General features: G+C 60.2%; 22 protein-coding genes. 12 read left to right on the forward strand and 10 right to left on the reverse strand.

Going from position 1 to position 20904, the window contains the following annotated elements:
• Positions 1 to 284: 284 nt before the first annotated feature.
• The gene (locus tag IB245_RS23390) at positions 285 to 1871 is read right to left on the reverse strand and encodes a winged helix-turn-helix domain-containing protein (protein WP_192228793.1); all 1587 of its coding nucleotides are present in this window, start codon (positions 1869 to 1871) and stop codon (positions 285 to 287) included.
• 233 nt (positions 1872 to 2104) lie between these two features.
• On the opposite strand from IB245_RS23390, the gene IB245_RS23395 reads away from it, so the two are divergent.
• From IB245_RS23395 to IB245_RS23410, 4 genes are all read left to right on the forward strand, one after another.
• Positions 2105 to 2848, forward strand: coding sequence for an SDR family oxidoreductase (locus IB245_RS23395; RefSeq protein ID WP_192228794.1), 744 nt, complete (start codon positions 2105 to 2107; stop codon positions 2846 to 2848).
• Positions 2849 to 2893: 45 nt separating this feature from the next.
• Complete coding sequence (locus IB245_RS23400; protein ID WP_008042324.1) at positions 2894 to 3304, forward strand: cupin domain-containing protein; 411 nt, start codon at positions 2894 to 2896, stop codon at positions 3302 to 3304.
• A 98-nt stretch (positions 3305 to 3402) separates the two neighbouring features.
• Positions 3403 to 4500, forward strand: coding sequence for an HlyD family secretion protein (locus IB245_RS23405; protein ID WP_192228795.1), 1098 nt, complete (start codon positions 3403 to 3405; stop codon positions 4498 to 4500).
• Complete coding sequence (locus IB245_RS23410) at positions 4497 to 6092, forward strand: DHA2 family efflux MFS transporter permease subunit (RefSeq protein ID WP_192228796.1); 1596 nt, start codon at positions 4497 to 4499, stop codon at positions 6090 to 6092. The genes IB245_RS23405 and IB245_RS23410 overlap by 4 nt, the downstream gene beginning before the upstream one ends.
• A gap of 83 nt (positions 6093 to 6175) precedes the next feature.
• Here IB245_RS23410 and IB245_RS23415 read toward each other — a convergent pair whose 3' ends face one another.
• Positions 6176 to 6577: a hypothetical protein gene (locus IB245_RS23415; RefSeq protein ID WP_192228797.1), complete on the reverse strand. Its 402-nt coding sequence runs from the start codon at positions 6575 to 6577 to the stop codon at positions 6176 to 6178.
• Positions 6578 to 6796: 219 nt separating this feature from the next.
• Here IB245_RS23415 and IB245_RS23420 point away from each other — a divergent pair, with 219 nt between their 5' ends.
• Positions 6797 to 8341 carry a T6SS phospholipase effector Tle1-like catalytic domain-containing protein gene (locus tag IB245_RS23420; RefSeq protein ID WP_192228844.1) on the forward strand — a complete coding sequence of 515 codons (1545 nt, stop codon included), beginning with the start codon at positions 6797 to 6799 and terminating at the stop codon, positions 8339 to 8341.
• Positions 8341 to 8997, forward strand: a complete 657-nt coding sequence (locus tag IB245_RS23425; RefSeq protein ID WP_192228798.1) for a DUF2931 family protein — start codon at positions 8341 to 8343, stop codon at positions 8995 to 8997. The genes IB245_RS23420 and IB245_RS23425 overlap by 1 nt, the downstream gene beginning before the upstream one ends.
• Before the next feature lie 62 nt (positions 8998 to 9059).
• Here the strand turns inward: IB245_RS23425 and IB245_RS23430 are convergent, their stop codons facing one another.
• Positions 9060 to 9752, reverse strand: a complete 693-nt coding sequence (locus tag IB245_RS23430) for an RES family NAD+ phosphorylase (protein ID WP_192228799.1) — start codon at positions 9750 to 9752, stop codon at positions 9060 to 9062.
• A complete protein-coding gene (locus IB245_RS23435; protein ID WP_192228800.1) occupies positions 9746 to 10150 on the reverse strand; it encodes an antitoxin Xre-like helix-turn-helix domain-containing protein in 405 nt (134 codons plus the stop codon). Before IB245_RS23435 ends, IB245_RS23430 begins: the two co-directional genes overlap by 7 nt.
• 132 nt (positions 10151 to 10282) lie before the next feature.
• On the opposite strand from IB245_RS23435, the gene IB245_RS23440 reads away from it, so the two are divergent.
• Positions 10283 to 10675 (forward strand): GFA family protein, encoded by a 393-nt coding sequence (locus IB245_RS23440; RefSeq protein WP_192228801.1) that lies wholly within the window; start codon positions 10283 to 10285, stop codon positions 10673 to 10675.
• Between the two features lie 402 nt (positions 10676 to 11077).
• Here IB245_RS23440 and IB245_RS23445 read toward each other — a convergent pair whose 3' ends face one another.
• Both IB245_RS23445 and IB245_RS23450 read right to left on the reverse strand, forming a co-directional pair.
• Positions 11078 to 11935, reverse strand: a complete 858-nt coding sequence (locus IB245_RS23445; RefSeq protein ID WP_192228802.1) for a hypothetical protein — start codon at positions 11933 to 11935, stop codon at positions 11078 to 11080.
• Between the two features lie 118 nt (positions 11936 to 12053).
• Positions 12054 to 13232, reverse strand: a complete 1179-nt coding sequence (locus tag IB245_RS23450) for a GGDEF domain-containing protein (protein ID WP_192228803.1) — start codon at positions 13230 to 13232, stop codon at positions 12054 to 12056.
• Positions 13233 to 13425: 193 nt separating this feature from the next.
• On the opposite strand from IB245_RS23450, the gene IB245_RS23455 reads away from it, so the two are divergent.
• Both IB245_RS23455 and IB245_RS23460 read left to right on the forward strand, forming a co-directional pair.
• The gene (locus IB245_RS23455; protein ID WP_192228804.1) at positions 13426 to 14040 is read left to right on the forward strand and encodes a dihydrofolate reductase family protein; all 615 of its coding nucleotides are present in this window, start codon (positions 13426 to 13428) and stop codon (positions 14038 to 14040) included.
• A gap of 32 nt (positions 14041 to 14072) precedes the next feature.
• The gene (locus tag IB245_RS23460) at positions 14073 to 14552 is read left to right on the forward strand and encodes a VOC family protein (protein ID WP_192228805.1); all 480 of its coding nucleotides are present in this window, start codon (positions 14073 to 14075) and stop codon (positions 14550 to 14552) included.
• Positions 14553 to 14581: 29 nt separating this feature from the next.
• On the opposite strand, the gene IB245_RS23465 is transcribed toward IB245_RS23460, so the two are convergent.
• The 3 genes from IB245_RS23465 to IB245_RS23475 form a co-directional block, all read right to left on the reverse strand.
• The gene (locus IB245_RS23465) at positions 14582 to 15925 is read right to left on the reverse strand and encodes an MFS transporter (RefSeq protein WP_192228806.1); all 1344 of its coding nucleotides are present in this window, start codon (positions 15923 to 15925) and stop codon (positions 14582 to 14584) included.
• A gap of 116 nt (positions 15926 to 16041) precedes the next feature.
• Complete coding sequence (locus tag IB245_RS23470) at positions 16042 to 18171, reverse strand: TonB-dependent receptor family protein (protein ID WP_192228807.1); 2130 nt, start codon at positions 18169 to 18171, stop codon at positions 16042 to 16044.
• A 209-nt stretch (positions 18172 to 18380) separates the two neighbouring features.
• A complete protein-coding gene (locus IB245_RS23475; protein ID WP_192228808.1) occupies positions 18381 to 18869 on the reverse strand; it encodes an isochorismatase family protein in 489 nt (162 codons plus the stop codon).
• Between the two features lie 110 nt (positions 18870 to 18979).
• Here IB245_RS23475 and IB245_RS23480 point away from each other — a divergent pair, with 110 nt between their 5' ends.
• Positions 18980 to 19132 (forward strand): hypothetical protein, encoded by a 153-nt coding sequence (locus IB245_RS23480; protein ID WP_192228847.1) that lies wholly within the window; start codon positions 18980 to 18982, stop codon positions 19130 to 19132.
• Here IB245_RS23480 and IB245_RS23485 read toward each other — a convergent pair.
• The gene (locus IB245_RS23485; protein WP_008035576.1) at positions 19129 to 19746 is read right to left on the reverse strand and encodes a LysE family translocator; all 618 of its coding nucleotides are present in this window, start codon (positions 19744 to 19746) and stop codon (positions 19129 to 19131) included. The two genes, IB245_RS23480 and IB245_RS23485, sit on opposite strands and share 4 nt — an antisense overlap.
• A gap of 147 nt (positions 19747 to 19893) precedes the next feature.
• On the opposite strand from IB245_RS23485, the gene IB245_RS23490 reads away from it, so the two are divergent.
• Both IB245_RS23490 and IB245_RS23495 read left to right on the forward strand, forming a co-directional pair.
• Positions 19894 to 20346 (forward strand): Lrp/AsnC family transcriptional regulator, encoded by a 453-nt coding sequence (locus IB245_RS23490; protein ID WP_192228809.1) that lies wholly within the window; start codon positions 19894 to 19896, stop codon positions 20344 to 20346.
• 177 nt (positions 20347 to 20523) lie between these two features.
• On the forward strand, positions 20524 to 20865 hold the full coding sequence (locus tag IB245_RS23495; RefSeq protein ID WP_008037830.1) for a hypothetical protein: 342 nt from the start codon (positions 20524 to 20526) through the stop codon (positions 20863 to 20865).
• Positions 20866 to 20904: the final 39 nt, after the last annotated feature.

Here is a 20904-nt window from a genome sequence, read left to right on the forward strand (position 1 = left end):
GTACACGCCCCCTCGAGAGGCCGAGTGGAGGTTCTGCGCAGTGGGCAACCCGGCATGGATGCCGGGTTAGCCGCCCCCGGCCATGGATGGCCGATGGCGGCGGGCCCACGGAGCAGGACCGGAGCGAGGGCATGCCGAGCCTTAGCGAGGCACCGAACGAAAGGGGCAAAAGCGCTTTGGTTACTTTCGCGCTTTTCGAAAGTGACTCGCCGTAAGGGCGAAACCGCCAGCGGCCGTTACCGCAGAAACGGATATACCTCCAAGCGAAGTAACCCGCACCACACTCACTCAGGCAACCCAGCCATCCGCAACCCCTGCGCAAAACGAGCAAGATCCTCTGGCCGCTGAATAGGCAGCCATTCTTTCAAATTGGAAACACGCAATGCAGGATCCAGCTCGCGCAAGCGCTGCATCGCCTGCTTCGCCTTATCCATTTGTCCCCTCAGCGCATGACTGGCCGCCAGCAGCGCGACCGGAGGCAGCAGGGTGGGCAGGTTGCGCAATGCCTTATCCGCCCAGTCCGTCGCACAGTCGTAGCGCCCGGCAAAGAAATGCGCGAGCGCCATGCCCACCTGCATCCTGAACATCTCCGGGTCCAGCGGGCTCAAGCGCACGGCATGGGTCAAAAACTCGATGGCGGCGTCTGTTTCACCGCGCAGTGCACGCAAAATACCGCCCAAAAACCAGGCAGGAGCGAGGTTCGGATTGAGCAGGCGCGCCCTGTCGAGCAGGGCAATGCCGCCATCGACATCACCAGTGAGATGGGCCAGCGCATGCCCGCTTCGCGTCAACGCCACCGCATCGTCCCGACCGAGCGCCATGGCCAGTCGCGCCAGCCGCGCACCTTCGGCGATCTCTTGAGGTCGATCGGTCATCCAGCCATTCAACTTGCGCCAGAAATGACACCACGCCGCCATGCCATAGGCCGACGCAAACTCCGGGTCGAGTTCGATGGCCTTGTAGAACATCACCAGCGCCTCCTCGATGGCTTCCCGTGTGCCGTTGTGCAGTTTCGCCATTCCCCGCAGGTAATAGTCGTAGGCACAAAGGCTTTCCGTCGGCTTGCGCTTGGCCCGTTCGATTTCCGCCCGTTCGAGCTGTGGCGCGATGGCACCGACGACGCTTTCAGTGATTTGATCCTGTAACTCAAAGATGTCGTCGAGCGTGCCTTCGAAGCGCTCCGCCCAGAGATGGGTTCCGGTCGTTGCATCAATCAGTTGCCCGGTGATGCGCACCCTGTCGCCGGACCTGCGCACGCTGCCTTCCAGCACATAACGCACGCCGAGCTCCTGGCTGACACCCTTGACGTCCACGGAGCGGCCTTTGTACGTGAAGCTCGAATTGCGCGCGATCACGAACAGCCAACGGATCCGCGACAGGGCGGCGATGATGTCCTCAACCACGCCGTCGGCGAAATAGTCCTGTTCCGGATCGCCGCTGAGGTTCTGGAAGGGCAGGACAGTGATCGAGGGTTTGTCCGGTAGCACGAGGGGTTCATTCCGGTCGGTGGGCACGCCTGCGTCGATATCGTGTCCGTCAGGTTGCCGGGCCTCGGCGGTCTCGCCTGCCTCGACCTGGCCAATGAAGCGGTAACCCTTGCGCGGCACCGTGCGAACCAGACGCTGTTCCTCACCGGTATCGCCGATGGCCTTGCGTACTGCATTGATGTGGCTGGTGATCGTCGATTCCGAAACCACCCGGCCGCTCCACACCGCCTTGAGCAAGTCATCCTTGCTGACGACGCGATCGCGCTGGCTGACGAGCTGCAGCAATAAATCGAAGACCTGTGGCCCGATGGGCACGACTTGCCCGCGCAAGGTGAGTTCCCGGCGCTCTTGATCGAGCACGTAGTCTTCAAACACGAATGGCAAGGTGAATGTCCCCTGGTCGAGCGAGTAATGAGTACGAGCAGTCGATAATACGGCAGCGCGTAACCGGCTGCACCGCCGAGTCAGGATGACATTCAAACGGCGGTTTTTTTGGACGAAAAACCAAGCGTGAGCGAAGGTAAATCCAAGGCCTGCGCAAGGACTTCGCTTATGCACGGGGGCACTCTTTACTCACACCGACAGCAATGGTTGCCGTCGTGAAGCGGAGAGAACCCATGAAGATCGTCGTCATTGGAGGCACTGGCCTCATCGGATCGAAACTTGTGAACAACCTCCGCGAGCGCGGCCATGACGTGCTCGCAGCCGCCCCCAGTACGGGCATAAACAGCATCACCCGCGAAGGCCTGGCCGAAGCGATGGATGGCGCTGATATCGTCGTCGATGTGGCGAACGCACCGTCGTGGGAAGACCAGGCTGTCCTCGACTTCTTTGAAACTTCGAGCCGCAACCTGCTGGCGGCTGAAGCGGCCGCCGGCGTTCGTCATCACGTGGCCCTGTCAATCGTCGGTAGCGAACGGCTTCCCGAGAATGGCTATTTCCGGGCCAAGGTCGCCCAGGAAAACTTGATCAAGGCGTCCGGCATTCCTTACACCATTCTGCGGGCTACGCAGTTCTTCGAATTTGTCGGCGGTATCGCGCAATCGGCCGCCGTCGGTGAGGAGATTTGCCTTTCGCCTGCGCTGATCCAGCCAATGGCGTCCGACGACGTAGTGGCGGCGCTGACGGAGGTCACGCTGCAAACACCGGTCAACGGCACGCTCGAAGTCGCGGGGCCCGAGGCCATGCCGCTGGACGAACTGGTCAGGCGCTTTTTGCGGGCAACCGGGGACTCCCGCAAAGTCGTTCCGGACGTGCACGCACGCTACTTCGGCGCGGTGCTCGACGATCAATCGCTGACCCCCGGCAAGCACCCGCGCCTGGGCGCGATTCGTTTCGAGGACTGGCTCGCCCGGTCCTGACACCGGGTTGCGCCCTCATCAAACAGACGCATAAGGAGATTTGCCATGTTCACCCGATATCTTCTGGCCGCTGCTTTCGCAGCGCTCTCGATCACCGCGTCGGCCGACGACAAGCCCGCGGGCAAGGTGACGGTCGTGTTCGACCGGCCCATTCCCAATATCCCCGGCAAGAGCATGAAAGGCGTGGTTGTCGAATATGGGCCTGGTGCCGCGTCGCCGGCCCACACCCATCCGAAAACGGCCTTCATTTATGCAACGGTCCTGGAAGGCTCGTTTCGCATCAAAATCAAAGACAAGCCGGAAAAGATCTACAACGTCGGCGAAAACTTCGTAGAGGAGCCTGGCTCCGTGCACGAAGTCAGCGCCAACGCCAGCGATACCCAACCTGCGCGTTTGCTGGCGGTGTTCGTCCTCGACTCCGATGAAAAGGTGCTCGTCACGCCCATCGGCAAGTGACCTCACACACGCGCTGATCGACGCGCGATAGCCGGGCGGCAGGCCACTGCCGCCCTTTGGCTGCTGCGTTTCCCGGCATTGAACAGGTAATGAGAGAAATGAACTCGCTCCAGGACAAGGCCGCCATTGCCGCCGGCGCAAGCGCCGAAATCCCTGTCGCCGTGACGCGCCGCAGCAAGAAAAAAACCATCGGCCGGTTGCTGTGCGTCGCCGCCGTTCTGGTCCTGGCTGTCGGAGGGGGCTTGGCTGTTTTCAGCGGCGCGACCTCCACCGATAACGCTTATGTGCGCGGCGACGTGACCTCGCTCGCCGCCAAAGTGGCCGGGTACATCACGTCGGTAGAGGTCGAGGATAACCAGACCGTCCGGGCGGGTGATGTCCTGTTTCGCATTGATGATCGAGACTACCGCGCTCGGCTGGCGCAAGCCGTGGCGAATGTCAGTGCGGCCCAGGCTCGCCTGAGTCATGTCGATGCCCAGACCCAGCTTCAGCGTGCCCTGATCCGCCAGGCCGAAGCCCAGCGGCGTTCAGCTTCCGCCGAGATGAATCTGGCGACCAAGACCCATGATCGCAATCGCAAACTGATCGTCAGCAACGCGGTCAGCCACGCCCTTGTCGATGAAACCGCCGCCGCACAATCCAGAGCCGAGGCGACGGTATCGGCCGCCTCGGCATCGGTCGAGGCGCAACAGCAACACATCGCCGTGCTGGTCACCGAGCGCGAAGCAGCCGTTGCGGCGGTGAATCAGGCGCAGGCGGCGCGGGATCTCGCCCAGATCGATTTCGACAGCACCGTGGTCCGCGCGCCTGTCGATGGCGTTATCGGTAACCGCCAGGTTCGCGTGGGTCGGTATGTGACGACGGGCGTGTCGTTGCTCGATATCGTGCCGGTTCATGATGTGTGGGTCGTGGCGAACTTCAAGGAAACCCAACTCGAGCATATTCGCCCCGGTCAACGCGTGCGCATCACAGTTGACGGCTATCCGAACGAGGCACTTGAAGGCGTGGTCGACAGCTTTGCACCGGGCAGTGGTTCGGCATTCAGCCTGCTGCCCACGGATAATGCGACCGGCAACTTTGTTCGTGTCGTCCAGCGAGTGCCGGTGAAAATCCTGTTGGCCCACAACCCGTTGCCGGGCCGCATCGTGCCGGGCCTGTCAGCGCGGGTCGAGGTTGCGCAAGGAAGTGGCTCGTGAGCACGGTGGCCACCGCCACGCCGGGCAATGCCAGCGTGACGAACGGCCTCCTGCTCATGGCGGGCATTCTGCTTGCCGCGCTGACGGAAGCGCTCGCCGGCACCGTCCTGTCGCTTGGACGCAGCGACATCATCGGCGATACCTATGCAACGCCCGATGAGTTCGCCTGGCTGGACATTGGCTACACCGCGTTCAAGCTGATCGGGTTCGTGACCGCTCCTTGGTTGGTGAACCGTTTCGCTCCGCGTCAGGTCCTCATCAGCGCCACTTTGGTCATGGGTCTGGCGTGCGCCGTTGCCGCCATGACGGCTCGGCTGGATCTGCTGGTAGCGCTTCGAATTATCCAGGGCTTCGCCGGCGGCGCGCTGCTCGTCGGCGGGCAAGTGATCATCTTTCGCGCCTGGCCGCGATCACATCAACCCATCCTTCAGGCGCTGTTCGCCATGGGCGCGGTTGTCGCGCCCGCCACCCTCGCGCCGGCCCTTCAAGGGTGGTTGATCGATAGCCAGTCCTGGGCCTGGATTTTTTTCAGCGTTGTTCCGCTCGCCCTGGCGGCCAGTGGACTTTTGCTGACCGCCGACGCCCCGATGCCGACCAAGACACGGCATCGTCCGTTTGACGGGGTCGGCTTCTGCCTGGTCTGCGTCACCTTGTTGTGTTTTACCTATGTGCTCAGCCAGGGCAGCCGATGGGACTGGTTCGAGGAACCGCGCATCCTGTGGCTGACCGTGATGGGTGCAGCCGCGCTGCTGGCTTTTCTTGGCCAGCAACTGTTGACCCAAGGCCAGGGTGTGCTCGATTTCACCCTGTTCAAATCGAACGATTTTACCTTCGCCTTTATCGTCAGTTTTGTCGCCGGTGCGGCCTTGTTCGGCAGTGCGTTCCTGATTCCGGCGTTTGCACTGTCAGTCCTCGCGTTCACACCCACCGATGCCGGCCAGCTGCTGTTGCCCAGTGGTGCCTTTTTTATCGGGGCGTTGCTCATTTCGGCCTGGCTCATGCAGGCCCGCCGCGTTCCGCCGTTCGCTACCGTGCCCTTCGGCATCCTGATGATCATGGTTGCGATGTGGATGCTGTCCGGTTCCACCCATGAAAGCGGCGCCGACGACATGATGGCGGCCATCCTGTTGCGCGGGTTGGGTCTTGGTTTTCTGTTTCTGTCGATCACCCTGATCGCGTTCAGTGACCTCAACAGGCGCAACCTCGCCAGCGGCATAGGGCTTTTTAATACGGGGCGCCAGTTGGGTGGCCTGATGGGCGTCGCAGGGCTTCAGACGCTGATCGAGCATAACGTTGTCGCCAACTCGGTGGTCCTTGGCGCCAGCGTCACTCCGGGCGGGGGCGCGGTCATCGAACGGCTGACCACCACGACAGCGATGTTGTCGGCCAAAGGAATGGACGCAGTGGCTGCGGGTAGGGCGGCGATGAGCCTTCTGGGTCGTACCGTTACGGGTCAGTCCACCGTGATTGCGTTCGACAGCGCATTTGTTGCAGTGACGCTGCTTTTCGCAGTCGCCGCGCCCATGCTGGTCGGCATCAAAATCGGGTTGGGGCGATACGCGAAGCGGCGTGCTGCGGTGTCAACTCAATGAAGGCCCCTCATTTGTTTGACGCAAGAAAAAGCCCGGCTGATTAGGCCGGGCTTCTCGTTGAGTACCGCGATAGAGCCATTCATTCATACAGCGCGGCTTTCGATCAGACGGTCGGAACCACCTTCGGCAACGCGGTTTTCGATCAGACGGTCGGAACCACCTTCGGCAACGCGGTTTTCGATCAGACGGTCGGAACCACCTTCGGCAACGCGGTTTTCGATCAGACGGTCGGAACCACCTTCGGCCACACGATTCTCGATCAGACGATCGGAACCACCTTCGGCCACACGATTCTCGATCAGACGATCGGAACCACCTTCAGCCACACGATTTTCGATCAAACGATCCGAACCACCCTCAGCCACACGGCTTTCAATCAACCGATCCGAGCCGCCTTCAGCGACAACCGGGTGAGTCGAGGTAGCGGCGAAAGCGTTAACTGCAAAAACCGAGAAAGCGATGCTGAGGAAAAGTTGGCGTTTCATGGTGGTGTGCTCCGGGGTGTAGTTGTTTGGTATGGAGCTGATGGTACGCCGCACAATTTTTAAGAGAACTTCATTGAATTAATGGTGACCATTGACGAAACCAATACATGGAAGAAGGTCCATGTTGTCCCAGTGATGGCATCTGGCTACGCGTTGCTTGATTGGATCCACAGTGGCACCCTCAGCGCCCGTTGCACCAAGGAGCCAGGTGATCAAGGAATGAGTGGATACGTACCCAACCCCCCGAAAAACTTCCGATACGACGAAGCCAAACCTGTCGATATCCACGCCAGACGCTGGGCCGAGTATGAGAAATACGGCAAGGCACCGGCGGCAGCGAAGGAGAAAGTCCGCGTCGCATTGCGCATTGGCGTGTTCTTCGACGGGACGCTGAACAATGCGAGCAACTCGGCTTCAGGATTGCTGTGTGGCGCCCATCATCCGATTTTGCCTGCGGATGTAGATGCGAGCTGCAAGCCGTATATGGCGGATCCGGAGGGGAGTTATGGGAATGATGTGAGTAATGTTTTCAAACTATACGAGCTCTACCCGACATCGGAAGTAGCCGGAAGCGATGCGTCGTCCAAACTCGTACAGCGCAGCCTCTACGTTGATGGGATCGGTACCGATGCGGCCGCCGAAGACAGCTTGGGGGCCGCGGCGACTGGGCGAGGAGATGCAGGTGTAGCAGGGAAGGTACAAAAAGCGTTTGTCGCCATGAAAGCACTGATCAAGGAAGCGATTGATCGTAATCCTGACGGCGAGATTACATCGCTCACTTTCGACACCTTTGGGTTCAGTCGAGGCGCCGCCGCTGCCCGACATTTCGCCAACGAAATCGTACGTTGCAAACTGGGACCATTAGGTGAAGTTCTTCGCAGCAACCCCAAGGGTTTCAGCTCCAGTTTCGATGCCCAGTACAACAGCGAGATCATCATGGGCTTCATTGGCCTGTTTGATACCGTGCCCTCGGTCGCAGGGGTCACAAACTTAGGTAACATTCAAAGTCCCGTGGCGCCGGGGATCAAACTTTACCTTGACCGCAAGTACTTTACCGATGTCATTCAATTGACTGCACGGGACGAGCGTCGGGCCAACTTTGCGTTAAGCACAGTCATTCCAGCGCACACTGAAATATCCGTTCCCGGCGTGCATTCGGATGTCGGTGGAGGGTACCGGGAAGAAGTGGAAGAGTGCGTGTTGGTCAGCCCCATGCAGGCCCTTACGATGCACCAGGGAACCGATATTCAAACCACTTCGATTTATCGTGATGCTCAGCAGCAGAAAGCGAGTTGGATAGCCAACGGCTGGCCAGAAGCAATGCTGGAAATCGTGACTCCGAAACCGACCCCACTTCCGAGAGAAGATCAGGCATCGGGGGGCAAACAGGTGCGCGCGTATACAGGGTTGCAGCTCAAGCGCCCGGTCAGTGGCAAGCTGTCGGTGGTGTATCTGCACTTGATGCATAAATTGGCGAGGGAGAAGGGTGTGCAGTTCAAGGATGTTCCGAAAACCTCTCAGTATTCCGTTCCATCGGAGCTGCAAGCACTCTGCGACAGGTTTCTTGGGGGCAATTACGAGGCCACGCCTGCAGAGGAGAAACTACTCAAACTGCGCTACATCCATATGTCTGCCAATTGGAGCAATCCAGTGGGATTAACTCGTGAGCGAGGCGTGAATCTCCGATACACCAATGCACCAACCGAAGATGGCGTGCGCGTGCGCCATCCTCACGTGCCAGACTCAAGCTGGAGAACGTTTTGATGCGTTTGTTGGGAATGTTTTTATGGATGTTGTTGGTTTCAGGCTGCCAAACCACAAATCTCAAAGCGCCTGAAACAGAACTCACTAGAAAATGGTGGAGCCTGAGCTTCAACGAACCGTATTACATGAAGAGCTGGGTTGAGGACAGCGCAGTCGAAGATGTTAACGGCAAACTGTTCCGTCGCACAGGTGGCGGCACGGCAGCGGGTGGCGAGCCAGAATCAGGTACGGAGTCCGCAAGAGGGTGGGGCGAGATTACGGGGGGGATTCGCGAAGTCGTTGGTGCTGACTTACCGAGGCGAATTTTCGTCCGCTGGCAATCCATCGTGGAGCCGCAAACGTACCGCGCCTGGGTCGACATTCCAGAGCAAGCCCGACAAATCATGCGCACCACACTAAATGAACCTTGCCCTTCAACGCCGGATGAACCCGCAGGCAATGTCGCGCTGGTATACGTCGGCGTAGCACCGGGGGGCGTCGTTCAGGTGTGGGTCGCGGACAAATGTATGAAGGCAATCAAAGTCGCTCGTGCTCAAGCAGAAATTGAACCGTTGGGCCCGGATCAAGGAAAAAGTCAGGGCCAGTACGCCTATCCAGTCAGTGAAAAGGCGAAGCGCTACATCGAACAATTCGGCATCCCCTACGGCAGTTGGTAAACATCACCGTATAAAAAACGGGCGCCTTTCAAGGCGCCCGTTTTCATTTCGGCATAACGCATTCAAGCCTCACTAATCTGACTGACACTCGTCACCTGCCCATTCCAGACCATCTCGTAATGCGCCGCCTGAATCACCGATAAAACCGGTTTCGGCGTCATCAGCGCCCAGCAATCACTGCCGTGCATTCGCACCGAGTGGTAACGAAGCCCAGGGCAACCCGCCTCTTTGACTGACTTCCCTAAACGACGGGAGTGCGTGTAATCGTCTGGATCATAAACAGGGTCGGTCATCGAGAGGGATGTCGCATCTTTCATCCCTGCCTCCACAAAAGAGCAGGACAACCCGCGGAAAACAAACCGCTCGTAGTTGAGGCTCGGGACGTTCGACCAATACAGGCTCTGATGATGCTTCACTTCAGCCAGTGCCGTTTCCAGGGTGTCCGCCAGATACAACACCCCAAAACTGCCATCGCTGAACCGCGAGCCTGCCGGGTTGACGTGGGTAAAGGGGGCCGTCGCATAGGAGCAGCCCGGAATGCCGAACGGGATTTCACTGCGGCGAATCAGCTCAAGGCGACCCACTTCATTTTTCAGCCTCGGGTTGGTGAGTTCCTGGATCTGATACAGCACTTCAAACTCGTCCGCGTCCGCCACGTCATCAAACAAGGCCACCGGGGGGAACTTGGAATTGACCAGTCGATAGGCTTGCAATGGCTCGCCGGCAAGTGCTGCCAGTTCGCTCAGCCTCACCATTGCGCGCCCCGCAGCACGTCGATGCGCCGGAAGGTCTCATACAAGGAAATCATATCGCCCTGAGCCATGATCTCGAGCGGGGAGCGGCCGTTGAAGAATTCGTTGTCGTTGGCCATCGACGGGAAGCCGTAGACGTTTTCCGGGTTATCGAACACCAGGCGCAGCGCTGCGTGGATGTTGAGCACGAAACTGATGCGCTGCATCTGGTCCGCGTCCAGCGCCACGGCCCACTCGGGATCGCGTTGGCGGGCGCGGGTGTAGGTGCTGCGGGAGATGCGCAGGATTCGGCAAGCCTGGTCGCTGGAGGCGCGCCATTTATCGAGAATGCCGACAGCGGCGCGCAGGCCGGTTACGCACTGGCTTTTGGTGAAGGCTTGTTGCTGGAGGGCAACGGCCATGTTCATGACCTCAAATTGAATCTATAGATTCAAAATTAGGTAAAAAGCATCTGTAGAGCAAGTTCGTTGCGACCAGTGGTGGCTGCTATCGTAATAAGCCTTCCGGTCACACGAATTCAGAGGAGGCGCACCATGGACTCTTTTACCGGCGGTTGCCTGTGCGGCAACGTGCGAATTGTGGCATCCGGGCGGCCATACCGGGTCGGCCTCTGTCACTGTCTCGACTGCCGCAAGCATCATGGCGCGCTGTTTCACGCCTCCGCGATATTCCCCGAGAGTGCGGTGACGATCACCGGCGAAACCAGGGACTATGCCGGGCGTTTTTTTTGCCCGCGCTGTGGCTCCTCGGTTTTCGCCCGCACCGACGACGAAGTCGAAGTGAACCTGGGATCGCTGGATGCCCCTGACCAACTGACGCCCACCTATGAAAGCTGGATCATTCGTCGCGAGCGTTGGCTGCCGCCGTTTCCGTTGACCAGGCGCTACGAACACGACCGCGAAGGCTCGGGACGTTTTGAAGGGTAGCCCCCAAACCTGTAGGAGCTGGCTTGCTGGCGATTGCGGCCTGTCAGTCAACAACGCCGTCGTCTGACCCACCGCTATCGCCAGCAAGCCGGCTCCTACAGGGGTTGTGTTCTACCAGCGGCCTCAACGTTGTGAATGCCACCGACCAGGCACCCCGGAACCTGTGGGAGCTGGCTTGCCAGCGATGAGGCCCACGAAATCAACGCAATATTCAAGGCCCAATCGCCAGCAGGCTGGCTCCTACAGGGGTTGTGTTCTACCAGCGGCATCAGCGTTGCGAATGCCTCCGACCAGACACCCCGGAACCTGTGGGAGCTGGCTTGCCAGCGATGAGGCCCACGAAATCAACGCAATATTCAAGGCCCAATCGCCAGCAAGCCGGCTCCTACAGGATCGGCGGTGTCACGAAACCAGTGATTGCAGCTTTTTCATGATCCCGACGCTCGGATCTGTGTTTTTGGCTGAGTTGGATTTTTCGTTGTCAGATCCGTCCGTCACGATACCCGCGAGGATTTCAGCCAGGTTGTGGAAATGCCCGGTCTTCTTCTCGGCGGGGTCCAGGCTCGAGCTCTGATTCAGCGCCGCTTCCAGCGACAAATGCTGGGACAGCCACTCAGGTTTGGCTTTCTCTTCGGGGCTCATGTTGTCCATGAAATCCAGGGCGGCGCGGGCCCGGCCGTAAGGGTCGTTGATAAACGGGTCTTTCCAGTTTTTTTGCTGGTCTGCCGGGCCACTGTAGTAACCGGTGGCGAGGCGCGCCTGTTGGCGCATCAAGGCTTGTGCCGAGGCTTGTTCCTCTGCGGTGAAGGTCCCGCCCTGATTGGTGGCGACGGCGTTCAGCGAACGTCGATCCAGATCGCCCATCAACGCATTCCGGTCTTCATCGCTGCCGGTATACGGTTTGCCGCTGGCTTTCATCAGCGCGTATTTTTCATCCATGCGCTTGCGGGCATCGGTGGCCACTTCGGCAAACGTCTTGTCCTTGGAGCTGGAGACCGCGCCAGGCTTGGAGGCACCGAGGACGAGTGCGTCAGCGTTCATTCCCGAACGCACCGGGAAGAACGGCGCGTTGCCGGCGATCGAATTGCTGTAAGCGGTGGAGGTGCTGGACAGGCTCACCGAATCGTCGTTCGGTGTCTTGGCCGGATCATCCTGAGCCACGCGTTGCTGTTGCGCAGTCGCCGCAGCCTTCGCCTCGGCGGCAGAGGTGTAGGCCGACATCGCCGCATTCGTTGAAGTCGAAGTTGAAGCAGTGATCATTGTTCTTCCTTGACGAGAGAGGCGCGCAAATGGCCGCATTGGATCGCTTTGTATCGGACAAGATACGCAGTATTTGTGAACCTATCACTCATACATGCGTATCAACACAACTGGCGAGTCAGCGGGTAGGTGACAGCTCGTCGCTGGCCAGGGTCCGATCCACCAGGCGCAGGCTGTTGCGTCCGCCACGCTTGGATTCGTAAAGCGCGGCGTCGCCTTGCTCGATCAAGGCGGCCAGGCTCGCCGGCGGCTGGTCGAACAGGTTGGCGCCGATGCTCAAGGTGACCGGTTCAGGCGTGGTGAATGCCTGTGCGGCGGCCTGGTGAAACCGGTCCCGCAGCGCGCTGCCCAACCCGACGACTCGCTCACTCGATGCGTCATTCAGCAGGATGACAAACTCGTCACCGCCCAGCCGGGCCGCCAGTGCACCGCCGGGCAAAACCGCGCGAATCATCTCGCTCAGCGAAACCAGCAGTCGATCGCCGGCCGTATGGCCGTAGAGGTCGTTGACCAGTTTGAAGTTGTCGATGTCGATCAGCAGCAACGCGCCCGGTCGCATGCCCGAGACGTTCTCCAGCAGGCGCGGTGCCCGTACTTCCAGGGCGCGGCGGTTGTACAGGGCGGTCAACGGATCGCGTGCCGCCAGCCGTTCAATCCGTTTCTCCCGCCGGTAGCGCTCGGTGCCGGTCATCGAGAGCGCGATCAGCATGATCGCCATCGCGCCCTCAACCAGCGAAATCTGGATGATCTCGCCACGAAAGGCCGCCAGATCGATCAGCGTGCCTGGCACGACCACCGATATCGCCTTGGCCAGATAGAACAGCCCGTGGGTCAGCAGCACATAACGCAGCTGCACCGCGCCCACGCTCAAAGACTTGCCATGAGGACGCAAGAGGAAGCTGGCCCTGAGCGTCGGCAGGGCGACCAGCAGCGAATTGGCCACCAGCATGAGCTTCGACCACGACGCTTCGTCCGGCAGCAACAGCATGGCAAACCAGGCTGCAAAAATCAGATACCAGGCACGAGACAGGCGCACCTGCGTAAAACGCGCGACGCCCAACAGGAACAGAAAGTGCGCCGTCACCAACAGGCCGTTGGCGAACCAGATACCGATCAGCAACAGGCCGCTGATGCGCAGCAAGGCGAGGGTCGAACCCACGGTGATCGTGGCAAATCCTGCGCTCCAGAACAGCAGCGAGGGTTCGCGAATGCTGCGCCACTCGATCGCCAGATACAGCGCGGCGGCGGCTGCGAGGGCGATAGAGAGTGTCAACATCGTTGGAGGGTCGAGCGCCATAGCCGGACGGGTCTGCCTGATCTGCGGGAGAGGGCTGTGATTGTAGCGTTCAAGACTGTTTTTCGCAGGGCTCGTCATCCGTATATCGCACTGTCGATTTCCCGGCGTCTCGTTCGACTACGGTTAAGGAATGCGCCTGATCGTCGGTGTTTCCTGCAAGAGCGCTGTCACGAAGACCAACCGGGAGAAGACCATGCGCACGCTCACTGTTGCCGCTTTCATCAGTCTTGATGGCGTTATTCAAGCACCCGGCGGACCCGAAGAGGATCCCGGCGGCGATTTCCGTTTCGGTGGCTGGATCGTGCCTTACGCCGACGAAGCCTCCGGCCAGGCCATCAACGAACTGTTCTCGCAGCCGTTCGAGTTACTGCTGGGGCGCCGAACCTACGACATTTTCGCGGCGTATTGGCCCGGTAAAAACGGCCATCCCATCGGCGACCTGTTCAACCGCGTGGCAAAGCACGTCGCCACGCATCGACCCGATACGCTCGACTGGCAGAACAGTCATGCACTGAAAGGCAACCTTGCCGACGCGATACGCGTGCTCAAGCAGCAGGACGGCGCCCGTTTGTTGACCCAGGGCAGCAGTGATCTGGTGCGCCAATTGCTGGCCGCCGGGTTGGTCGACGAGCTGCGGCTGATGACGTTTCCCGTGGTCCTGGGGCGCGGCAAGCGCCTGTTCGGCGACGATGCGCTGGCGTCGGCGTTCACCCTGGCGCACTCGATCACCACGCCAGCGGGTGTATTGATCAGCCGCTACGAACGCAGCGGCGAAGTACGTACAGGAACGTTCGAAGACGTTGACTAGGAAAAACCGCCACATTCATTTGGAGAACAAAAATGGTCAGCAAAAACACGATTTGCCTGTGGTATGACGGCACCGCGCTGGACGCCGCGACGTTCTACGCCGAAACATTTCCGGACAGCGCGGTGAACGCTGTCCACCGCGCCCCCGGCGACTATCCGGCGGGCAAGAAGGGCGACGTCCTGACGGTGGAGTTCACGGTGATGAGTATCCCGTGTCTCGGGCTGAACGGCGGGCCGTCGATCAAGCACAACGAGGCCTTCTCGTTTCAGGTGGCGACCGACGATCAGGCCGAGACGGACCGCTTGTGGAACGCGATAGTGGGGAACGGCGGCGAAGAAAACGTCTGCGGCTGGTGCCGGGACAAGTGGGGTTTGTTCTGGCAGATCACCCCTCGGGTGCTGACGGCGGCGATCACTGATCCCGATCCCGCCGCGGCCAAGCGTGCATTTGAGGCGATGATGCAGATGGGCAAGATCGACGTCGCGGCGATTGAAGCGGCGCTCAGGGGTTAGCCGGGTTAAACAGACCACGAGGGTGAGTTTCACCCTCGTGCCACCGCCGGCACCTCTGTTTGCTTTTCGCCCGATGAAACATCGTGCAGGGAGATCTTCGAAGTCTCCGGCAACGCCAGGCCGCCAACCAATGCCAACACCGCAATGGCAATCAGGTAGAACGCCGGCGAGAGATTGCTGCCGGTGGTACTGATCAGCCAGGTCGCCATCAGCGGCGCGGTGCCGCCGAACAGGGTGTAGGCCATGTTGTAGGTGATCGCCGATGCGGTGTAGCGAGTGCGTGTCGGGAAGGTTTCCGAGAGCAGGGCGGCGGTCACCACGTTACACAACACGGCGCCAATCGCCAGGAGCATGACGCCAACGATGGACGCTGCGAACGAGCCGGAACTGGCCATCATGAACGATGGATACACCGCGACGATCAACAGCGCGCAGGCCGTCATCACCGTCATGCGCCGCCCGACCCGGTCCGAAAACAAACCGGCCAACGGGCACATCAGTGCGGCGAAGATCAGTGCAATCAGCGACACCAGCAACGCCGTTGCGCGACTCAGGCCGCCCGCGACCTGCAAGTAAGTCGCGAAGTAGGTGGTGAACATGTAGAACGACAGGGCCGTCAACGAGATGAACGCACCCAGGCAGCAGATGGCCGAGCCATGGTTGCGCAGGGTCTCCTTGAGCGGAGAGTGCGCGACAGCATGTTGTTGGGTGACGGCCTGGAACGCCGGGGTTTCATCCATCTTCCAGCGCAGGTAAAGACCGACCAGGCCCAGTGGCGCGGCAATCAGGAACGGCAGGCGCCAGCCCCAGCTGCCCATGGCTTCGGCCGACAATGACGCCTCGAGTGCGTAAGCCACCACGGCTGCCGATGCAAAGGCTGCAAAGGTCGACACCGGAATGAAACTGCCATACCACGCTCTTTTATCGCTGGGAGCATGTTCCATCAGATAGGCGCAGGCACCGGCATATTCGCCCCCTGCGGAAAAACCCTGGGCGCAGCGGATCAGGCTCAGCAGCACCGGTGCCGTGACACCGATCGCGGCGTAGGTCGGCAACAAACCGATCAGGGTCGTCGCGCCCGCCATCAGCAGGATGGTCATCGCCAGGGTACGCTTGCGACCGATCCGGTCACCGAGCATGCCGAAGAAAATCCCGCCCAGGGGCCGAAACGCAAAGGCCACGGCGAATACCGCAAAGGTTTTCAGCAGCGCAACGCTGGCATCGCCGCTGGGGAAAAACTGCTGGGCGATGGTCGTCGCCAGAAAGCCGTAGACGGCAAAGTCAAACCACTCGACGAAATTGCCGATGCCGGCGGCGACAATCACTTTTCTCAGGGTTTGCGGGCTGACCTGCTCTGTCGCGGCGCTTGTCATGCTGAACCTCGATGTCTCATGGGTTTAGCGTTCGATTATCGCGGCAGCCGCTGAAACGTCTCAGCTCAAAAGTGTCGTCGGCATATTCAGGACCGACTCAAAAGCATGCCCAGGCCTCAGCGCAAACTCCACGACACCCCGACATACGCCGCCATACCTTCGCCCGGCGTCGACCGTGCTGCGTCCAGACCTTTGTCGTCGTAGCCCGGCGTGACGGTGGCGGCGTAGTGCTTGTTGGTCAAGTTGCGCAGGTCCAGCCAGGTCTGCCAGTCGCCCTTGGGCGCGTTGTAGCCCACAGTCGCGCCGAACAGTGCGTAAGGGTCGGCGTAATAGCTGTTGGCGTAATCGACCGCAGTTTTCGACACCCACTGCGTATTGAGCCCGGCGAAGAAACCCTGGGGCCAGTCGTAGCGCAGTTCGCCCTGGTAGTAGTGCATCGGCAAGCCCGGCAGGCGGTTGTCGCCGAAGCGGTCGTCGTCGCGGTAGTGGAAGTTGCTGAAGGTGTAGCTCTGGCGCAAGCTCAGTTGGCCGCCATCGCCGGACGACCACAGGTTGCTTTGCAGGCTGGCTTCCACGCCTTGGTGCACGGTCGGGCTGGCGTTGAGTTCGTAAGGCGTCACGGCATTGGCATCCGGCAACACCGAAAGCAATTCGTGCTGCACCTGAGCGTAGTACCAGGCCAGGCTCCATTGCCCCATCGTGCTGTCGCCGCGGCCGCCGAGTTCGAGGGTGGTCGCGGTCTGGTTCTGCAGTTTGATCGGGTCGCGCTGGGCGCCTGTGGCGACACCGCTGCCTGCCGGGAAGCGAATGTTGGAGCTGTAGATCAGCGACCACGGGTGCGGCGCTTCGACCGAGCGGCTGAGATTGCCGAACAGCTGCAAGTCCGGTGTGAGTTGGTAGCGCAGGCCCACGCGTGGTGCGTAGTCCCAGTCGTTGAGGCTGGTTTTGCCGCCACCTTCCGGGAAGGTCACGGCGCTTTCGCGGCGGGTGTAAATGGCTGCGAGGCCGGTGGTCAGCCACAGGTCGTCGGCGATCTCCAGGTCATTGCCCATATGCAAGACCGTGTCCGAACCCTGGTAGGTGAAGTTGCGAATGGGCGTGCCCGGCGCATAGCCGACGGTGTTGCCGGTGGGGATGCGCACTGATTCGCTGGCGCCGGCATTGGGCAGGTGCTTCGTCACGCGCAGGCCCAGCGTGCTTTGGCTTTCCAGGCCCCAGAGGGTGTCGCGACGCTTATAGTCGAAGGTGCCGCTGACGTCCGTGTACGCCACCTTCAAGCGGTTCGGGCCCTCACGCAAATCCATCGGGTAGTCATGGTAGACAAGGCCGGTCTGGATACTCGAATCGTCATCGATGTAGTAGGTGGTCTTGTTGCCGAAGAAGGTGCTGCCCGGTTGTTCGCGACGGTCGTCCCGCGCCACGTAAGCGGGGTTGGCTGCCCGTGGGTCGTGCTCGATGGAGTGCTTGGTCACCCGCCCGGCGAGGTCGTTGTCGGTCTGGCGATAGCGCAGATAAAAGCGCGTTTCCAGCTTCGGGTTGAAGCGATAGCCGAAGTTGGCAATGACGCCCTGGCTCTCGCTGGCCGTGTGATCCTGATAGCCGTCGGCGCGCGCATCGGTCGTGGACACGTAGTAGTCGAAATCCCCCAGCACCTGCCCGGAACTGACCTGACGCTGCTGATAACCGTGGCTGCCCATGGCGTAGCGCACCTGCAATAGCGGTGCGTCGTAGCCGGTGTGGCTGATGTAATCGATGGCTCCGCCCAAGGCCAGTGCGCCCCTGTCGAAACCGTTGGCGCCGCGCAGCACTTCAACATGATCGAGCCACAGCGGCTCCAGCAACTCGTAGGGCGTGCCGCCCGGGCCGGTCAGCGGCAGACCGTCGAGCATGGCGTACAGCCCCGAAGCATGGGCGCCCGGTGCACGGTTGATCCCCGAGCCACGGATCGAAATCTTCACCCCTTCATTGCCAGCAGACTGGGCATAGACCCCCGGCTGATAGGCCAGCACATCCTGGTTGCTGGCCACGCGGCCCTGAAGGGGGCGGCGCATATCGACCACATTGGTGCCGCCGGGTACCTGGGCAAGCCGGGCCTCGGCGTCCTCGATCGTCTGGTCTTCGCCGCGCTGCTCCTCAGCCTGAATCAGCACCTGTCCCAGCTCCAGGCCTTGGGCTTCCTCGGCCATGGCCGGACAGGCAAGCGCCAGCCCCAGCAGCGCAGCGGGCAGGGAATTGGGCGAGGGCATGAGAGAACTCCAGACAGATAGAAACGGGCAGTGAGAACTGCGACGTATGAACTAACGAGTGGAACACATGGCAATTTTGCTTTTTTGCCAGCTCAACGCTCATCCGCTTCGGTGCAGCCATCCTGACCCTGCGCCGACAGGCTGCCGCACAAGACAAGTGCGCCTATCCACGAATGCCTGCTGCGGTGGCTTTCCTGTTCGCGATCACGTCACTTTTGCTCGGCGATCAATCCTGAAAGAACTTCAGCTGAGGTGGTGGTGTGCCGAAAATGGTGGGTCCAGAGGCTGATACCCAGTTGCCCGGAGCGGTCCAGGGATGAACCCACCGTGAGGTCGGTGACGAGCGTTGGATAAAGGCCGGCGTCAAACAGTGCAAAGCCTGCGGCCAGGACACAGGTGTCCGTCTGGATACCGCAAACCAGGACACGGTCCGGCTTCAGGCGCTTCAAATAGTCCATGGTCTCTGGCGAAGGTGCATAGCCGTGCTTGACGAAAACCTGCTCTGTTTTTACCGCGCTGCTGTCGAGCGCCGCAGGGTGCCAGCCGAGCTGTTGATGGAACGGGGTGCGCTGCTCGTCATGCAGCTCAACGGTCGCCACCGCCGGGACAACGTCCGCGAGTTTTTGAATATCCTTCACGAGCCATTCAGGCGGCGAGAAGGTGGATTGAACATCCACAACGAGAAGAACTTGGCGCATGGTCTGGATTCTCCATTCGGCGCGCTACATTATCACCCCGTGCACTCAGCGCCAGTGCACAGCAGGTGTCTGAGTGACAGGACTGCTACTCATATCAAGGAGACACCAAGATGGTCGAAGAGATTTTGAAATCGAAGCTGGTCAATTTTCTGGTGCCCGACGCCCGAGTGGACTACGACACCGTGAGTGATCTGTACGACGAGGCGGGGAGTGTTGGCGCGGGGCAAAAGCGCTGTGCAATGCTGGCCTTGTCACGGACTTAACCCAACAGCTGCTCGCCGAGCAAAACGACCGCGATGATGATCATGGCCGTTCCGGAGAAACGACTGACACACCGGGCCGCGGCGGGGCGTGCTTGCAGTACGGCCTGTGAGCCGAATCCCACGAGCAGATAAATCACGCCGCAACTGACCGTGTGGATGAGCCCCAGCGCAATCATCTGCATCGGCACAGGCCAGGCCGCCGCCGCGTCGGTGAATTGAGGCAACAGCGCCAAAAACAGCAAAAACACTTTCGGATTCAGCCCGCTCACACAAAGCCCCTTGATCGCCCAACGCTGCCAGGAGCCCGGCGCCTGAGCATCATCTGAGTGCGGTGTAGCGGGGCGGGCGAGCATGTTGATGCCCAACCACAGCAGATAACCGGCCCCGGCAACGGTCAGCACCGACAAGGCAACGGGGTGGTTGGCCACCAGCGTGCCGACGCCCGCGGCAACGATCATCGTGGCAATCAAATGACCGGACAACAGCCCGCCCACGGCGGGTATCACGACCCGGCCCTTCAACCCCGCCGAAATCGCGTAAGCCCAATCTGCACCCGGCGTGATGACGAACAGAATCGACACCGCCCAAAAAGCCACGAAAACACTCAAGGTCATGGCGTTAACCACTTCTGCTGCTGATACACCGTGCTCTGCATCGTCCTGCTCCGAAAAATATGGATGCGAGGAAGAATAAGGAAATCTTGTTAGAATTTACTTTCAAAGATGATCATCAGAATGCGCAGAATTGGAAGAAAATTCTAAATGGACAGGATTGATCGCAAGATTCTTTCTGAGCTGCAAAAGGACGGTCGCCTGTCGGTCACCGAACTCGCCGAGCGCGTGGGCCTGAGCCTTTCCCCTTGCCATCGACGCGTCCGGGCATTGGAAGAGTCGGGTGTGTTGCTCGGCTACCGAGCACAACTGGACCCAACCGCATTGGGCCTTAACTTTTCCGCGATGGTGTTTGCCACGTTGCGCGAGGGCGACCGCAAAGCGGTCGAGGCGTTCGAGACGGCGCTTGTCGACATCCCGCAGGTGGTCGATGCCCAGCGGTTGTTCGGCGAACCGGATTATTTGCTGCACGTCATCACCCAGGATTTGCCGGCCTTTCAACGGCTCTACGATGAAAGCCTTTCGACCTTGCCCAATGTGCAGCGGCTGACGTCGACGCTGGTCATGAAACGGGTGGTGCAGGACAGGCCGTTGCCCCTGTGATGAGAGCGGCGGGCAATGGGAAGCACACGATCCAGCGTGGATTTCAGGATTGTCGATGAACACGTAATGCTGGCTTAATTCATGTCCGGTGTTATCGCCTGCGTCGGAACCTGATGACAGGTTGCTGACGACTCAAGCCCATCGTAAGAGCCATTTGCAGCGACTACACTCCAGCCCATGAAACGCTATCTGCGGTTTTGCATCATTTTCATGATCAGCCTGGCGCTTCCCCTCAGCGGGATGGCGGGCGTTCAGGCACCGACAGAACCGTGCCCCATGAAGACGATGGGCATGGCGATGATGGACGGCATGGGGATGGACTGCTGCAACGACATGAAAAGCCCCACCGAGCACGGCAAGCCTTGCAAACCAGGCCAGGAATGCAAGACGGGCGGCATGCTGCAAGTCTCGATTATCAAGCCTCCGGTCACCGTATTCAGCCCCGTAGCGCTTTCCTTCTTTAGCGATTCCCTTCCCGTGCAAACCCCGTCCGGGGTATGGCGACCGCCCCGCGTTTGATTCCTGTCCCACATCGAACCTCATTCCGCATTAGCGGGA

The sequence above is a fragment of the Pseudomonas sp. PDM02 genome, assembly GCF_014852285.1.
Lineage (GTDB): Bacteria > Pseudomonadota > Gammaproteobacteria > Pseudomonadales > Pseudomonadaceae > Aquipseudomonas > Aquipseudomonas migulae.

Coding starts and splice junctions, on each gene's coding strand:
- IB245_RS23450 (WP_192228803.1), bottom strand. CDS start 13,232: ATGGCGCTCGACCCTCCAACGATGTTGACACTCTCTATCGCCCTCGCA.
- IB245_RS23415 (WP_192228797.1), bottom strand. CDS start 6,577: ATGAAACGCCAACTTTTCCTCAGCATCGCTTTCTCGGTTTTTGCAGTT.
- IB245_RS23480 (WP_192228847.1), top strand. CDS start 18,980: ATGGTCGAAGAGATTTTGAAATCGAAGCTGGTCAATTTTCTGGTGCCC.
- IB245_RS23405 (WP_192228795.1), top strand. CDS start 3,403: ATGAACTCGCTCCAGGACAAGGCCGCCATTGCCGCCGGCGCAAGCGCC.
- IB245_RS23475 (WP_192228808.1), bottom strand. CDS start 18,869: ATGCGCCAAGTTCTTCTCGTTGTGGATGTTCAATCCACCTTCTCGCCG.
- IB245_RS23460 (WP_192228805.1), top strand. CDS start 14,073: ATGGTCAGCAAAAACACGATTTGCCTGTGGTATGACGGCACCGCGCTG.
- IB245_RS23490 (WP_192228809.1), top strand. CDS start 19,894: ATGGACAGGATTGATCGCAAGATTCTTTCTGAGCTGCAAAAGGACGGT.
- IB245_RS23395 (WP_192228794.1), top strand. CDS start 2,105: ATGAAGATCGTCGTCATTGGAGGCACTGGCCTCATCGGATCGAAACTT.
- IB245_RS23495 (WP_008037830.1), top strand. CDS start 20,524: ATGAAACGCTATCTGCGGTTTTGCATCATTTTCATGATCAGCCTGGCG.
- IB245_RS23445 (WP_192228802.1), bottom strand. CDS start 11,935: ATGATCACTGCTTCAACTTCGACTTCAACGAATGCGGCGATGTCGGCC.
- IB245_RS23485 (WP_008035576.1), bottom strand. CDS start 19,746: ATGACCTTGAGTGTTTTCGTGGCTTTTTGGGCGGTGTCGATTCTGTTC.
- IB245_RS23420 (WP_192228844.1), top strand. CDS start 6,797: ATGAGTGGATACGTACCCAACCCCCCGAAAAACTTCCGATACGACGAA.
- IB245_RS23425 (WP_192228798.1), top strand. CDS start 8,341: ATGCGTTTGTTGGGAATGTTTTTATGGATGTTGTTGGTTTCAGGCTGC.
- IB245_RS23455 (WP_192228804.1), top strand. CDS start 13,426: ATGCGCACGCTCACTGTTGCCGCTTTCATCAGTCTTGATGGCGTTATT.
- IB245_RS23465 (WP_192228806.1), bottom strand. CDS start 15,925: ATGACAAGCGCCGCGACAGAGCAGGTCAGCCCGCAAACCCTGAGAAAA.
- IB245_RS23440 (WP_192228801.1), top strand. CDS start 10,283: ATGGACTCTTTTACCGGCGGTTGCCTGTGCGGCAACGTGCGAATTGTG.
- IB245_RS23400 (WP_008042324.1), top strand. CDS start 2,894: ATGTTCACCCGATATCTTCTGGCCGCTGCTTTCGCAGCGCTCTCGATC.
- IB245_RS23435 (WP_192228800.1), bottom strand. CDS start 10,150: ATGGCCGTTGCCCTCCAGCAACAAGCCTTCACCAAAAGCCAGTGCGTA.
- IB245_RS23430 (WP_192228799.1), bottom strand. CDS start 9,752: ATGGTGAGGCTGAGCGAACTGGCAGCACTTGCCGGCGAGCCATTGCAA.
- IB245_RS23470 (WP_192228807.1), bottom strand. CDS start 18,171: ATGCCCTCGCCCAATTCCCTGCCCGCTGCGCTGCTGGGGCTGGCGCTT.